Origin of the sequence: Aggregatibacter aphrophilus ATCC 33389, assembly GCF_900636915.1 — a bacterium.
GTDB lineage: Bacteria > Pseudomonadota > Gammaproteobacteria > Enterobacterales > Pasteurellaceae > Aggregatibacter > Aggregatibacter aphrophilus.
Genome location: NZ_LR134327.1, coordinates 84,166 through 99,270 on the forward strand (window position 1 = coordinate 84,166; position 15,105 = coordinate 99,270).

A 15,105-nucleotide genomic window follows, 5' to 3' on the forward strand; every position below is an offset into this window, starting at 1 on the left:
AATTCACGAAGGAAAACTCTATGTTCAAATTTAGTAAAACCTTAGCATGCATTTCCATCATCGGTATTTTAACTGCCTGCGCCGATTCCGCTTCAATTAACCAGCAAGCGGCCATGGGCTATCGCCAAATGATCAGCGAAGCACAAGCGAAAGGCCAACTGGATACCCAATCTCAAACAGCCCAACGGGTACATAAAATTTTCAACAAAATGGTGCCTTATGCAAATGCGGAAAATCACACGGGTCAGCCGTTTAATTGGCAAATCGAAGTGATTAAATCCAAAGAACTGAATGCTTGGGCAATGCCTGGCGGTAAAATGGCATTTTATACCGGTTTGGTTGATAACTTACGTTTAACCGATGACGAAATTGCCACCGTCATGGGTCATGAAATGGCGCATGCTTTAAAAGAACATGGTAAGAAAAAAGCAAACGTCGGCCAATTTACCGATGTTATTGCCGGCGTTGCAAAAGAAGTATTGGCGACTAAAATCGGTGCTGACGGCAGTTCCATGGTGGTGGGTTTAGCCAAAGACTGGGGCTTGGACAAACCTTATTCCCGTAGCGCGGAAACCGAGGCCGACGAAGTGGGGTTATTCTTAATGGCGAAATCCGGTTATAACCCTGAAGCCGCACCGGGATTATGGGACAAAATGCAAAAAGCCTCTACCGGCTCACAAGGCATCCTAGACAAATTAAGCTCAACTCACCCGAGCGATAAAGATCGTCAGGAAAACTTATTGCGTTTAATGCCGGAAGCTATCGCATTGTATAAACAAAGCAAAAGCAAATAAGTGAGCTAATTAAACAACAAAAGTGCGGTGACTTTTTCGAGAGAATATTAAAACACATCGAAAAGTCACCGCACTTTTTTATTTATTGCTAAACAGCAACTAATTAATTTTGAAACTGATCGGCACGGTAATAGAAGGCCCCATGCCCGCCGGACGAGGACCAATTGATCTGGCACTATTAACCGCACTTAATGCTGCATTGTCCAAATCTTCTGCGCCCGAACTCTTCGCAATAGAGGCTCCACTAATAGAACCATCCGCACCGATGGAGAAGGAAACCGTCACAATACCTTGTTTACGCATCATTTTTGCGCGGGCAGGATAACGTTTGTGTTTCTCAATTTCACGACGCAAGGCTGAACGATAGGCATCAAGCTCACTACCACCGACACCGTTTCCTGCTAAGTTTGGATTCGTTGTGGTTGCCGGACCTGTTGTCGTTGCCTTGGAATTTACCGAAGAATTGGATTCAACGGTTCTGTCACCGATCGGCACGTCCGGGTTTGGTTTGACCTTCGGTTTTTCTTTCGGCTTTTGTTTAGGTTTTTCTTTCGGTTTTTCTTTCGGCTTTTCCGGTTCTTTTGGTTTTTCAACCTTCGGCGGTTCCGGTTTTACGGTTGGATCTTCAACGGTTTCCTGTTTTTCCGGTTCCGGTGCTTTTTCTTCCACCAGAGGCGGTTCGGCCTCCACCATAGCCATAATCATCTCCATGGACATGCTGGTGGAAATTTCGCCGGCCGCACTGTTGGCGCTCGTATCTGTTTTACTCAAGTGGCTCCAAAAAAGCAAAAATACAATGGTGGCATGAATAACAACCGATAACAGAAAACTCAAGAGTGAACGTTTTGCATTCTGCATTCACATTCTCCTACTTGCCGACATCGGCGGATTTTTCTGTAGGTTTTGCCACTTGAGGTTCAACTGATATTTGAGCCTGCGGATCAGTGATTTTCGGTTTTTCGCTGCCCTTATCTTTCGTTGCTACGATGGCCACATCTTTAATGTCGTTTTTCGCCAATAAATCCGTTACAGAAACAAAATCTTGGAAAGTGGCATCGGCATCAATTTTTAAGGTCACTTTTTGGGCTTTATCCCAACCGGCAATTTCGGTCTCCAAACTTTCAAGATTAGTCGGTTTGTCATTGAAAAACAATTCACCATTGGCTGTCACTGTTAATAATTTTGCCAACTCGCTCGATTTAAACGCCACAGAAGCACTTGCTTTCGGCACATTCACTTGGATTTTACCTTGTGAAATAAAAGAGGCGGTAATCAACACGATAGCCAACAACACCAACATAATATCAATGAAAGGGATAATGTTGATTTCATCAAACTTTTTCACAGACTATTCCTTATGTTCGCTATCGTCTTTATTTTTTTGAGAATTTAACACTTTCCACTTCAAACGGTTGACTTCAACCTTACGTCCTAACGCGTTATAGAAAATCATTGACGGGATTGCCACCAAGATACCAAGTGCGGTCGCTTTTAGGGCTAAAGATAAATGCAGCATGATTTCGCCGGCATCAACTTCACCACCAGATTGACCGATTTGATAGAAGGTTAAAAGAATACCGATAACGGTCCCCAACAAACCAACATAAGGGGCGTTGGCTCCCACAGTAGAAACCACAGTGAGATTGCGGTTTAAATCGATTTCAAGCGCATGAATAGTGGAATACTGGCTGACTTTAACTTGGGCTAAGAAAATAAAACGCTCAATCACCATAGTGAGCATTAATACGCTCATAAAAAGTAATAACCCAATAATAATGTAATCACTATACTTTTGTAGAAAGTCAAAAATTTGCGGCATTTGTTTTTTCCTTTGTGAAATATACTCTTAAAATAATAGAAAGGGTGGAGATCATATCCTCTTTACAACTGATAATCAATCTCATTTTGTTATAATATTTGTGCTTCTTTAAAAATTAAAACTTACACACAAAAAAGTGATGAAATAGTATCATCACTTAAGCAGGTATAATTCGGGCCATAGATTAAAGTTTAATAACTTTAGCCTGTTTAATCATATTATCGCTTACTTCCAAAATGGTGACTTGCAAGCCACTTACCTCACATACCGTGCCTTCCTGCGGGATTTCTTCCAAATGTTCCAAAATCAGACCATTAAATGTACGGGCTTCTTCCGTATCCAAATTCCAATCAAACATTTTGTTTAAATCACGCAAGTTGGTAGAACCCTCAATAATAATGGAGCCGTCTGATTGCGGTACGACTTCTTCTTCGAGCGTAGGTGCATTCGAAGTGGTAAATTCACCGACGATTTCTTCTAAAATATCCTCTAAGGTTACCAACCCTTTAATATCGCCATATTCATCCACAACCAAACCAATACGCTCTTTTTTATTGCGGAAATTGGTCAACTGAGTCTTAAGTGCGGTACCTTCCGGAATAAAATACACTTCGTCTGCCGCACGAATTAGGGTCTCTTTGGTAAATTCATTTTTTTCCAATAACAAACGGTAGGCTTCGCGCACCCGCAAAATGCCCAACACGTTTTCGTCCATGCTAACTTTATACAACACGATCCGGTTATGGGCGGCATGATTTAGTTGACGCATAATCGCTTTCCAATCATCATCAATATCAATGCCACCAATTTCATTACGTGGCACCATGATGTCATCCACCGTGACGGTTTCCATATCCAAAATCGATAATAACATCTGCGGATGTTGCTCATCCGGCGTGGCCTCACCCGCTTCGGAAACAATACTGCGCAACTCTTCACGGCTGATCACCTGTTTTTTCAGATCCGGTTTTAAACCCACCAAACGCATTAAAGATTTGGTAAAAATATTCATTAACCAAACCAAAGGAGAAAAAACTTTAAGTAACGGCATTAATAAGTGACTGCTGGTCAATCCAACCTTCTCAGGGTGCATTGCAGCCACGGTTTTCGGGAAAATTTCGGAAAAGATCAACATCACGAAAGTCAATGCGCCGGTCGCAATGGCAACCCCGGCATCGCCATATAAACGCATACCGATCACCGTTGCAATGGCGGAAGCGCTGATATTCACGAGATTATTAAAAATAAGAATAAAACTAAGTAAGGTATCGGGTTTGTGTAGCAGTTTTTCGGCTTTTTGCGCTCCTTTGTTGCCTTGCGTGGCAAGAAAGCGCAAACGGTATTTATTTAAGGAAAGCAAACCGGTTTCCGAACCGGAGAAGTAAGCTGAAAGCACTAAGCAAATGATTAGAATAATAAATAACGTACTAAGGGAAATACTGTCCAAAGTGAAATCCTTATATGTATTAAAAATAAAAAAATGCGGCCAATTTTTACCGCACTTTTCTCTCATCCATTGATTTTACACAATCAAGCGACTACCGAAGTAAGCAATAGTCAGCAAAATCATACCCGAAATAGCATAAATAATCATCTTTTTTCCACGCCAACGGTATTGCTTATAGCCCCAAATCGCCAGACCAAAAACAAGCCAACCAAGCAAAGAAAACGCACCTTTGTGAATATTATCCGGTGTTATCGCCTGCATAAGGTGGTAAGTACCTGAAATTAAAGTCATGGTAAGTAAAACTTCACCACTCACTAATAAACGGAAAAAATGGCGTTCTACTGTCATTAACGGCGGCATCATCGGTGAAAAATGGGGTTTCTTGGCTTTTAAATGACGATCAATCCATACCAACTGAATAGCATATAAGGTTGCAATAGCACACACCGCATAAGCAAAAATGGATAAGCCGATGTGAAATAGCAGAAAATCGTTTTGACTCAATAACTGAATAATATGACTTGGCAGGAAAGTAGCATAAATTAAATTAATAATGGAAAAGCAATACACAATAGGCAATACAAACCACATGGTATTCACCTGCAACATGGCAACAGTGGCAAGGGCGGCGATCATCACGCTCATTAAAGAGGCCACTTCCATAATGCTGAATGTTTGCCTAGCAGCCAAATCCTGCAATAAAGGAAACGTACTCATGACATGGAAAATAATGGCGCAAAGTGCGGTCAGAAAAAAAAGTGTTTTTTTCGGTTTCGTTTGCCCATCACCTACTTGTGCATTTAACAAGATCGGCGCAATTAACAACACACTGAATAAATAAAACGCAATAGATAAAATGGCAAACCACATAATTATTTCCCTGTTTACATTGAGACGTTTATTCTAGCCATATCCCGTTAAAATCGCTATAAATTTATTTCGCGCGTGAAAATACGCGGAATTTCAGTATAATGACAGCAATTTTTAACCGCATTTTCCCTTCCGAGACAATACAGGAATCCACATGTTTGAAAATTTATCCGATCGCCTAGCCAAAACGTTACGTAACATCAGCGGACGTGGGCGTTTAACCGAAGATAACATCAAAGACACCCTACGCGAAGTGCGCATGGCATTACTGGAAGCCGATGTGGCGCTACCGGTCGTGCGTGATTTCATCAATAAAGTAAAAGAACGCGCTATTGGCGTGGAAGTAAATAAAAGCCTCACGCCGGGACAAGAGTTCGTCAAAATCGTACAAGCCGAATTAGAAGCGGCGATGGGTGAGGCGAACGAAAGCCTAAATCTTGCGACCCAACCACCTGCCGTGATTTTACTGGCCGGTCTGCAAGGGGCGGGGAAAACCACCAGCGTGGGTAAACTAGCCAAATTCCTGCGTGAACGTCATAAGAAAAAAGTGCTTGTGGTGTCTGCCGACGTTTATCGCCCTGCAGCGATCAAACAATTAGAAACCCTTGCCCAAGCGGTTAACGTGGATTTCTTCCCATCCGATGTGAAACAAAACCCGGTGGATATTGCCAAAACGGCATTGGCGGAAGCCAAATTAAAATTCTACGACGTGCTTATTGTGGATACCGCCGGTCGTTTACACGTTGACGGTGAAATGATGAATGAAATCAAACAGATTCATGCCGCGTTAAACCCAATTGAAACGCTATTCACCGTGGATGCCATGACCGGTCAGGATGCGGCGAATACCGCAAAAGCCTTCAATGAAGCATTGCCACTTAGTGGTGTTATTCTTACCAAAGTGGACGGTGATGCCCGTGGCGGTGCAGCGTTGTCTATTCGTCAAATCACCGGCAAGCCGATTAAATTCCTCGGGGTCGGTGAAAAAACCGATGCGTTAGAGCCGTTCCACCCGGATCGCGTAGCATCGCGTATTCTCGGCATGGGCGATGTGCTTTCCTTAATTGAAGATTTAGAGCGTTCCGTTGACCGCGAAAAAGCGGAAAAAATGGCGCAAAAATTCAAGAAAGGGGACGATTTCACTTTAGAAGATTTCCGTGAACAATTACGCGAAATGAAAAAAATGGGCGGCATGATGTCCATGCTAGAAAAATTGCCGGGTGCGAAAAATCTGCCGGATCATGTGAAAAATCAGGTAGATGACAAAATGTTCAACAAACTGGAAGCCATCATCAATTCCATGACCTTAAAAGAACGCGCTAATCCGGACATCATCAAAGGCTCCCGCCGCCGTCGCATCGCCCTTGGTTCCGGCACGCAGGTGCAAGATGTGAACAAGTTGCTCAAACAATTTGACGAAATGCAACGCATGATGAAGAAAATGCGTAAAGGCGGCATAGCGAAAATGATGCGCGGCATGCAAGGCTTAATGGGCGGCGGGCTCGGCGGATTAGGCGGAATGTTTAGACGTTAGAAAAATAATAAAGTGCGGTTAAAAACGAAGGAATTTTTAACCGCACTTTTACTATCGAAGCCCTTTAACATAATGAGGAAAAGCAAATGAAAACGAAAAATCTCTTATTATTAGGTGCTACATTATCACTAACCGCTTGCTCAATGAATGAACTAGGTTTGGGTAATGGTTCTCCAGATTGGCGCCCTTATAAAGATATTGATCAATCTACTCAATATATCTCTTTTATTAGTACAGAGACTGCATATGAGCAATCTCATCCAAATGAAGCTCGTGCAGATAGCGTGGGTAGAGCTTATCGAAAAAGCGCTAAAGACCAGGAAGATTTAATTGGGAATCTGTATTATATTTACGATGCTCACGCCAATAATATGGCAATATATTTTGGAACAGAAAACGCTAAAAGTTTAAACCCACACCAAAAAGAAGATATAAAGAAACTTGCAAAAGCGAAAAAAATCGATTTCTATGAGTTTGGAAAAGGACGACTTGCTCACGCCGAATTTACGGCAAATAAATCCATGTGTGCTGATTTTAATGGCAAAAATGGGGTAAAAGTTAAAATGGCAAGCAATTATTACCAAGACTATAATAACTATTACACGAGTTTATTAAGCGCCACGATTTCCAAGCATGATATTAAGGATGTGAATTATAAACCTCTAATGACGGGTAGCCAGTCCTTTATTTCCGAAAGCAACAAGCATGAAGCAAAGCACGGACAACAATTAGGATTAGCTAACTTAAAAGAAAAAGCAACGCTCTTTACTAACATTATTTGTCGCTAAAAAACAAAGTGCGGTCATTTTAAAAAACGTTTTTCAAGATGACCGCACTTTTTATTTAACTAATTCTCGTCGTGTTCATGCTCTTCCACTTTTGCCACCGCACCATTAATGGTTAGGCAAATTTCGGTGGAAATTAAGTGGGTTAAAATACTGGCCAATTCGTATAGTTTTTCCGTATTGGCTGTGCCACTTTCATTGAAATAACCTTGTTCTTTTAAGCTATTGGTAAATGCAGAGAAAACTGCTTTATCAAAGAATTCCGGTGCGTTGATACCATGTAACACAGACAAACGCTGTGCCACAGACTGACTCTCTTTTTCCAAATTCGCACGGGAAATCAATGGGTTATTTTGCAATAAATTGACGGTAATGTAATAGCGTTGCAGAATTTCACGCACGCCGGCCGACCAAAGTTGCAACATCCGAATATTCGGCTTGTTGATAGTCAGCATATTTTCACTGTGCTTAATAATGTTTTGACGTTGAAATTCTTGAATAATATGCTCTACTCGCTCAGCGATTTGCCCCTCTTCATTAAAATGCAGGAATAATTCGCTACGCAAAAACGGATAGATTTTCAACACACCATCCAACACTAAATCTTTTTGAATAGCTTCATAATGCAGAACAATGCTTGCCACCAAGGATGGTAACACGAATAGATGCTGAATATTATTGCGGTAATAGGTCATCAACACAGCCGAAGAACGTTCTAAACGCACGATTTCACCAAAATTGTCTTTTTCCAATAAGATGCCAACACGATCTAGACTTAATACATGATCAAGCATAATTTCCGGTTGTTCCGTCGGGATCACCACATCATCAGAATACGGCACGTTTTGCAAGAATTGTTGATAACTGGCAAGTTGCTCTAATAATTGTTCACGAGACAACGCACGTTGACGGGAGGATAACAACGCCGTTCCGGTAAGATTCATCGCATTCACTGCTGCCGCTTTATTAATATTCACCATAACTTGATGAGACACGGCATCTACAGCCTTATTAAACCATTGCGGACGATCTTCCAAAGGCTCTTTCCATTCCGGGAAATGTTGATTTAAGTAATTACTTAAAATAATCGGTTCGCCGAAGTTCACATAACCTTTACCTAAATTGCGTAATTTTTTGATCACGCGCAACACTAAACCGGCGTTTTCTTTTTCTTTTGCCACCCCACGCAATTCTTTCGCATAAGTGTCGACTTCTAAAACGTGTTCATAGCCCACATATACAGGCACGACAGAAATCGAACGACTTTGCTGTTGCTGCAACGCCTGTAACGTCATTGACATCATGCCGGTTTTCGGCGCCAATAAACGACCGGTGCGGGAACGTCCACCTTCAATAAAATATTCCACGGAATAACCACGATGGAACAATTCTGCCAAATATTCACGGAAAATCGTGGAATACAGACGATTTCCTTTAAAGGTACGACGAATAAAGAACGCACCACCACGGCGGAACATCCCTCCTACCGGCCAGAAATTAAGGTTAATTCCTGCAGCAATATGCGGTGGCACTAGGCCTTGGTGATACAAAACATAGGAAAGTAACAAGTAATCGATATGGCTACGATGGCAAGGCACATACACGATTTCGTGACCTTCTAACGCGAGTTTACGCACGCGATCGGCATTTTCCACATTAATCCCTTGATAAAGTTTATTCCATAACCAACGTAGAAAACGATCTGCCACGCGTAAACCTTCATAACTCACGTTCGCGGCAATTTCATCCAAAATTTTTTCGGCCTCTTTACGCGCCTTTTCTTTACTTATGTTCTTACTTTTTGCCTCATCCTCAATGGCGGCTAAAATGACCGGCAATTGCAACAATTTATTAAACATAGCCTGACGGTTCGGTAAGCGTGGGCCGGTCGCAGAAATCCGTTGTTTGGCAAAGTGAATTTTAGCAACACGAGCCAATTTCTGTGCGATTTTCTGATCAAAACCATGTTCGCGCGTCATATAACGTAAAGAAACCGCCTGTGAAAAGCGTACAAAAGTATCCCGCCCAAACCAAAGCGCTGCAGCGGTTTTTTGCAAACCATTTAATAACCGTAAATTCGGCAACTTGGATTTATCTTCATGCCCCGGTGCACGCCCCCATAAGACGGAAACAGGAATTACTTGCACGTCTAATTCAGGCAAAGTGCGGTGTAATTCTAAATATTTATTAAAAACGGCTATGGTTTCCTTCTTGGCGCCTTTCGATTTAAAAAAACGCCGACCTTCATCTAAAAATACGAAACGCGGCAAGATGCTACCATTAATTTCATTGTCTTCTAAAGGATCAGGTAAACCTACGCTTAAACAGTTTTTACGGAAAATAACGAAGTCGGTTTCGGAGGTGTACGGCAACATATAAACCACAGGTTGCGTAATATTAAGCTCTAACTCTTCAATAGGATTATGCGGAATCGGATTATTCTTTACTAAAATCGATAATGGTAATTCGAGCAATTTTCGATAAGCATTAAGAAAACTAGACATAATAAATTTCCTTGTTATAACGTAATGTCACTGACAGATTGTCAATTTCACGCTAGTTTAGCATAAAAATTTCACCGAATTAGTGACCTGCGGCACAATTCTAAGATAACGCAATCATTCGCTTTATCTTTCACCCAAGAAAAGATTGCACCCATAGATTTTCTGTATATAATACCAGTTATTCATGTATATATTAACAGGATTGGTATTATGAAACCACTAACAGCCCGCCAGCAAGAAGTCTATGATTTTCTTAAACATCATCTGGAAACTACAGGCATGCCACCGACACGAGCGGAGATTTCTAAAGAACTGGGTTTTCGCTCTCCTAATGCGGCAGAGGAACACTTGAAAGCCTTAGCTAAAAAAGGCGTAATTGAAATTGTTTCCGGTGCATCGCGCGGCATTCGTCTTTTATTGGAAGATAATAATGTAGAAGAAGAACCCGGCTTACCATTAATTGGTCGTGTAGCCGCCGGTGAACCGATTTTGGCGGAACAACATATTGAAGGCACTTATCATGTTGATCCTACGATGTTTAAACCACAGGCTGATTTTCTGCTAAAAGTTTATGGTCAATCCATGAAAGACATCGGTATTTTAGATGGCGACTTATTGGCAGTGCATAGCACCAAAGACGTGCGTAACGGTCAGGTTGTGGTCGCCCGCATTGAAGATGAAGTGACGGTAAAACGCTTGGAACGCAAGGGTTCAATAATTTACTTACACGCCGAAAACGAAGAATTTGCACCAATTGTAGTGGATTTGACCCAACGTCCGCATTTTGAAATTGAGGGCATCGCAGTAGGCATTATTCGTAATAATGCTTGGATGTAAAAACACTAAAAAAAATGACCGCACTTTTATTGCAAAAGCCCTGATTCAGTGTATAATTTGCGCCCTCAGTCACGTCCGAATTAGTTCCTTGCTTCCACAAGATTGGTGACTGGTCTTAACGTTGGAGGCTGATTAACCCGTAAGGAGCAGTAATGCGTCACTACGAAATCGTGTTTATGGTCCACCCGGATCAAAGCGAGCAAGTACCAGGGATGATTGAACGTTATACCGGTTCTGTAAAAGAAGCCGGCGGTCAAATTCATCGCCTAGAAGATTGGGGTCGCCGTCAATTAGCATACCCAATTAACAAATTACATAAAGCACACTATGTGCTTATGAATGTAGAAGCGCCTCAACAAGTAATCGACGAGCTAGAAACGACTTTCCGTTATAACGATGCTGTATTGCGCAGCCTTGTTATTCACACTAAGCACGCCGTAACCGAAGCGTCCCCAATGGTTAAAGCAAAAGACGATCGTAAAGCTTTAACTGAAGTTGAATCCAACGATTTTGAGGATGCTGAAGAGTAATTTGAATATTGATAATCGTTTATCCATTATTGGTGTTGTCGCCAATAACCCTAAACGACGCAAAAGCCCGAACGGAATCGAACATTGCCAATTTTTATTGGAACATCGTTCAACCAAGCAAGAAGCAAATTTAACGCGACAAGCGTGGTGTAAAATTCCCGTTCAAATCAGTGGCAATCAATTAGTAGAAAAAACTCAAGGCATTACGGTCGGCAGTAAAATATTAATTCAAGGTTTTTTAACCACACACCAACTCAATAATGGGTTGACGCAATTAGTGTTACATGCCGAGCAAATCGAATTTATAGATTAGGAGACTAGCCAAATGGCACGTTATTTCCGTCGTCGTAAGTTCTGCCGTTTCACAGCGGAAAATGTTGTTGAAATCGATTACAAAGATATCGCTACATTAAAGAACTACATTTCTGAAAGCGGCAAAATTGTACCAAGCCGCATTACCGGTACTCGTGCGAAGTACCAACGCCAATTAGCCCGCGCAATCAAACGCGCACGTTATTTAGCGTTATTACCTTACTCTGATACACATCATCACTAAGAAGGGGAAGGTCAAATGCAAGTAATTCTTTTAGATAAAATTGCACACTTAGGTAAAGTGGGCGATCAAGTAAATGTTAAATCCGGTTTCGCGCGTAACTACTTAATCCCACAAGGTAAAGCAGTTATGGCAACTAAAGCTAACATTGAACATTTTGAAGCACGTCGTGCAGAATTAGAAGAGAAAGCAGCTCAAGCATTAGCCGCCGCTGCTGACCGCGCAGCACGTTTAGAAGCATTAGGTTCTGTTACTATCGCGGCTAAAGCAGGTGATGAAGGTCGTCTATTCGGCTCTATCGGTACTCGTGACATCGCTGAAGCAATCACAGCTAAAGGTGTTGAAGTAGCGAAAAGTGAAGTGCGTTTACCAAACGGTTTAATCCGTACTCTTGGTGAACATGAAGTGACTTTCCAATTCCACGGTGAAGTCTTCTCTCACTTAAACGTTGTTATCGTTGCTGAATAATTTACGTATACAAAAAACCCGGTTTCATTACCGGGTTTTTTTATTGTTCTTTTATAGCACGTAAAGTGCGGTCATAAAAAATAACGTTTTTAAGCTATAAAAATTATTGCCCCAGTTCTGTTATTACTCTCCCATATCACTTTCATTCTATTTTCTTCGTAAATTACGATCCCGATCGCAAAATTTGCTTTCATCAATATTCATCACTCGCTATTTGCCTATAATCCCGCGTTTTGAACAAGAGCGAGAAAACCATGAATAATCATCCGGAACTTTTATTACGTCTATTGCAAATTCCCAAACTGGGACCAACCACAATTCATAAAATCCTGGCTCAAGTAAATTTAACGGAATTGCAAAATTACGACGCCGTTGCTTTTCGTCAAATGGGATGGAATGCTCAACAAATACAGGCCTGGTTTCACCCTGAAATGCGTTATATCGAGCCGGCATTGTTATGGGGTGAAAAAGAAGGCAACATAATCCTGGATTATTTCCACCCGAGCTATCCTGAACTACTCAAACAAATCGAAAGTGCGCCGCCTGTGTTATTTGTAAAAGGAAACTGTTCGGCACTATCACAACAACAAATTGCCATTGTCGGCAGTCGCCAATGTTCTAACTATGGAGAATACTGGGCAAAATATTTTGCCACCGAACTGACTACCAATGGCTTTATTATCACCAGTGGCTTAGCATTAGGCATTGACGGATTTTGTCATCAAGCAGCCGTAGATTTAAACCAACCGACTATTGCGGTTTTAGGTAGCGGATTAGAAGAAATTTACCCCACCAAACACCGCAAGCTGGCACAAGAAATTATCGCCAACAATGGCGCATTAGTTTCTGAATTCTTCCCATTGCAACCACCGGTGGCAGAAAACTTTCCACGTCGCAACCGCATTATTAGCGGCTTATCTTTAGCCACGTTAATTATTGAAGCAACGGAACAAAGCGGCTCTTTAATTACCGCCCGTTATGCTTTAGAACAAAACCGGGAAATTTTTGCCTTGCCGGGGAATATTCAAAGTCAATTTAGCCAAGGCTGCCATAAGTTAATAAAACAAGGGGCAATGTTGGTCGAAAATATTGAGGATATTTTGGAAAATTTATCACCATCTCCGATATGGAAAAAACGTCCGCAAAACTTACCGCACTTTACCTCCCGAACAACAACCCACACGCAGTTGCCGGAACTGGTTACGCCATCCTATCCGCAACTTTACGACACAATTGGCTATAGTCCCATTAGCATTGATAATTTAGTGGCGAAGCTGGGGTTATCGGTAGATCAGCTTCTCACCCAATTATTAGAATTGGAATTGCAGGATTTAATTATCAGTGAGAATGGATTGTATCGACGATCTTAATTTCAGTTATCACACCCTCTCCCGTTGATAAACAAATACCATTCCATAATGAGATCTAATATATTCCTCTAAGAAATAATAAGCCTTCATTTCCTTTAAATAAAAAATGCGCTTAATTCTAAGCGCATTTTGGGGTTTCAATAGGTTATTTATATTCTACTACCACATCGCCTTCGGTAATTGCATCACCGTAAATTGGCTGTAAGGTTTTTTCGTAGGCTTGTTTTAATCGTTCGATAGTTGAGGAGTTTACGCCGATTCCCTCTTGCTATCCTTATCATTGTAGCAGTTAAACCTAGGACCAAAAGTGCGGTCGGTTTTTACCATGTTTTTTTGGCTTTTATTTATATGCAATAACGAGATTGCGACATTAGAATAAGTTGACAGAACACGGTTTGAAGATTAAAATCTGCGGTCTGTTCTTGTATGGACAGATTTGTAAAACAACATTTTTTAATGAATTTATTAAACTGGAGTTTTTTTAATGGCAACAATCAACCAGCTAGTACGCAAACCGCGTGTGAAAAAGGTTGTAAAGAGTAACGTTCCTGCATTAGAGGCTTGCCCGCAGAAACGTGGTGTATGCACCCGTGTGTACACAACTACACCTAAAAAACCGAACTCAGCATTACGTAAAGTATGCCGTATTCGTTTAACCAATGGTTTCGAAGTAACCTCATACATCGGCGGTGAAGGTCACAACCTTCAAGAGCACAGTGTTGTGCTTATCCGTGGTGGTCGTGTTAAAGACTTACCGGGTGTGCGTTATCACACCGTACGCGGCGCATTAGACTGCGCAGGCGTGAAAGATCGTAAACAAGGTCGTTCTAAATACGGCGTTAAACGTCCTAAAGCTTAATGGATCTCCGTTAAGTAAGGCCAAACGTCTAAATTAGTAAAACTTATTTAAATCACAAACTCCAGTATCTAATTAGCCCCTTGTAAAAAGTGCAGTTAGTTTTTATCGAGTTTTGGGATACCCTGAAGATTATAGAAACGGAGAAATTCGCAATGCCACGTCGTCGTAGTATTGAACAACGCAAGATTTTACCGGATCCGAAGTTCGGTTCAGAATTACTTGCTAAATTTATCAATGTCATCATGGTAGATGGTAAAAAATCTATCGCAGAATCTATCGCTTATAACGCGTTAGACACTTTAGCGCAACGTACCGGTAAAGAAGCTTTAGAAGCTTTTGAAGCGGCATTAGAAAACGTGCGTCCAACCGTGGAAGTGAAATCCCGTCGTGTCGGTGGTTCTACTTACCAAGTACCGGTTGAAGTTCGCCCGGTTCGTCGTAACGCATTAGGTATGCGTTGGATCGTTGAAGCAGCTCGCAAACGCGGTGATAAATCCATGGCTTTACGTTTAGCTAACGAATTGTCCGACGCTTCCGAAAACAAAGGTGCGGCAGTTAAGAAACGTGAAGACGTTCACCGTATGGCTGAAGCTAACAAAGCGTTTGCTCACTACCGTTGGTAATATTCGGTTAGTATTTACGTTTTTGGGCTTCATCTCATTTCTATGCGGTGAAGCCTCATTCATATATAAAATTTCGTATTTAATTTTAAATAAGAAATCGTCAAGGAAATAA

Annotated in this window: 17 protein-coding genes; 11 read left to right on the top strand and 6 right to left on the bottom strand. The window is 41.5% G+C overall.

Annotated elements, in window-relative coordinates:
- The first annotated feature begins 20 nt into the window (after positions 1 to 20).
- Positions 21 to 794 (top strand): M48 family metallopeptidase, encoded by a 774-nt coding sequence (locus EL144_RS00455; RefSeq protein WP_005704748.1) that lies wholly within the window; start codon positions 21 to 23, stop codon positions 792 to 794.
- Positions 795 to 893: 99 nt separating this feature from the next.
- Here EL144_RS00455 and EL144_RS00460 read toward each other — a convergent pair whose 3' ends face one another.
- The 5 genes from EL144_RS00460 to EL144_RS00480 form a co-directional block, all read right to left on the bottom strand.
- Complete coding sequence (locus tag EL144_RS00460) at positions 894 to 1,652, bottom strand: energy transducer TonB (RefSeq protein WP_005704749.1); 759 nt, start codon at positions 1,650 to 1,652, stop codon at positions 894 to 896.
- A gap of 10 nt (positions 1,653 to 1,662) precedes the next feature.
- The gene (gene exbD / locus EL144_RS00465) at positions 1,663 to 2,139 is read right to left on the bottom strand and encodes a TonB system transport protein ExbD (RefSeq protein WP_005704751.1); all 477 of its coding nucleotides are present in this window, start codon (positions 2,137 to 2,139) and stop codon (positions 1,663 to 1,665) included.
- Between the two features lie 3 nt (positions 2,140 to 2,142).
- Positions 2,143 to 2,613 (bottom strand): TonB-system energizer ExbB, encoded by a 471-nt coding sequence (exbB, locus tag EL144_RS00470; RefSeq protein WP_005704752.1) that lies wholly within the window; start codon positions 2,611 to 2,613, stop codon positions 2,143 to 2,145.
- A 184-nt stretch (positions 2,614 to 2,797) separates the two neighbouring features.
- Positions 2,798 to 4,060, bottom strand: a complete 1,263-nt coding sequence (locus EL144_RS00475; RefSeq protein ID WP_032995367.1) for an HlyC/CorC family transporter — start codon at positions 4,058 to 4,060, stop codon at positions 2,798 to 2,800.
- Between the two features lie 75 nt (positions 4,061 to 4,135).
- Positions 4,136 to 4,930 carry a cytochrome C assembly family protein gene (locus EL144_RS00480; protein ID WP_012771754.1) on the bottom strand — a complete coding sequence of 265 codons (795 nt, stop codon included), beginning with the start codon at positions 4,928 to 4,930 and terminating at the stop codon, positions 4,136 to 4,138.
- A gap of 154 nt (positions 4,931 to 5,084) precedes the next feature.
- Between EL144_RS00480 and ffh the strand changes: the two genes are divergently transcribed.
- Positions 5,085 to 6,464 (top strand): signal recognition particle protein, encoded by a 1,380-nt coding sequence (gene ffh / locus EL144_RS00485; RefSeq protein WP_005704757.1) that lies wholly within the window; start codon positions 5,085 to 5,087, stop codon positions 6,462 to 6,464.
- 86 nt (positions 6,465 to 6,550) lie between these two features.
- The gene (locus EL144_RS00490) at positions 6,551 to 7,252 is read left to right on the top strand and encodes a hypothetical protein (protein ID WP_050332925.1); all 702 of its coding nucleotides are present in this window, start codon (positions 6,551 to 6,553) and stop codon (positions 7,250 to 7,252) included.
- A 59-nt stretch (positions 7,253 to 7,311) separates the two neighbouring features.
- Here the strand turns inward: EL144_RS00490 and plsB are convergent, their stop codons facing one another.
- Positions 7,312 to 9,753: a glycerol-3-phosphate 1-O-acyltransferase PlsB gene (plsB, locus tag EL144_RS00495; RefSeq protein WP_005704760.1), complete on the bottom strand. Its 2,442-nt coding sequence runs from the start codon at positions 9,751 to 9,753 to the stop codon at positions 7,312 to 7,314.
- 210 nt (positions 9,754 to 9,963) lie between these two features.
- Between plsB and lexA the strand changes: the two genes are divergently transcribed.
- The 8 genes from lexA to rpsG all read left to right on the top strand — a co-directional run bounded on the left by lexA (position 9,964) and on the right by rpsG (position 14,993).
- Positions 9,964 to 10,590: a transcriptional repressor LexA gene (lexA, locus tag EL144_RS00500; RefSeq protein ID WP_005704761.1), complete on the top strand. Its 627-nt coding sequence runs from the start codon at positions 9,964 to 9,966 to the stop codon at positions 10,588 to 10,590.
- Positions 10,591 to 10,742: 152 nt separating this feature from the next.
- Positions 10,743 to 11,120, top strand: coding sequence for a 30S ribosomal protein S6 (gene rpsF / locus EL144_RS00505; protein ID WP_005555822.1), 378 nt, complete (start codon positions 10,743 to 10,745; stop codon positions 11,118 to 11,120).
- Positions 11,107 to 11,433 (top strand): primosomal replication protein N, encoded by a 327-nt coding sequence (priB, locus tag EL144_RS00510; RefSeq protein ID WP_005704762.1) that lies wholly within the window; start codon positions 11,107 to 11,109, stop codon positions 11,431 to 11,433. Before rpsF ends, priB begins: the two co-directional genes overlap by 14 nt.
- 12 nt (positions 11,434 to 11,445) lie before the next feature.
- The gene (rpsR, locus tag EL144_RS00515) at positions 11,446 to 11,676 is read left to right on the top strand and encodes a 30S ribosomal protein S18 (protein WP_005541294.1); all 231 of its coding nucleotides are present in this window, start codon (positions 11,446 to 11,448) and stop codon (positions 11,674 to 11,676) included.
- Positions 11,677 to 11,691: 15 nt separating this feature from the next.
- Positions 11,692 to 12,141: a 50S ribosomal protein L9 gene (gene rplI / locus EL144_RS00520; protein ID WP_005702287.1), complete on the top strand. Its 450-nt coding sequence runs from the start codon at positions 11,692 to 11,694 to the stop codon at positions 12,139 to 12,141.
- Positions 12,142 to 12,395: 254 nt separating this feature from the next.
- Complete coding sequence (dprA, locus tag EL144_RS00525; protein WP_005704764.1) at positions 12,396 to 13,511, top strand: DNA-processing protein DprA; 1,116 nt, start codon at positions 12,396 to 12,398, stop codon at positions 13,509 to 13,511.
- A 484-nt stretch (positions 13,512 to 13,995) separates the two neighbouring features.
- Positions 13,996 to 14,370, top strand: coding sequence for a 30S ribosomal protein S12 (gene rpsL, locus EL144_RS00530; RefSeq protein ID WP_005543325.1), 375 nt, complete (start codon positions 13,996 to 13,998; stop codon positions 14,368 to 14,370).
- 152 nt (positions 14,371 to 14,522) lie between these two features.
- The gene (rpsG, locus tag EL144_RS00535) at positions 14,523 to 14,993 is read left to right on the top strand and encodes a 30S ribosomal protein S7 (RefSeq protein WP_032995369.1); all 471 of its coding nucleotides are present in this window, start codon (positions 14,523 to 14,525) and stop codon (positions 14,991 to 14,993) included.
- Positions 14,994 to 15,105 lie beyond the last annotated feature (112 nt).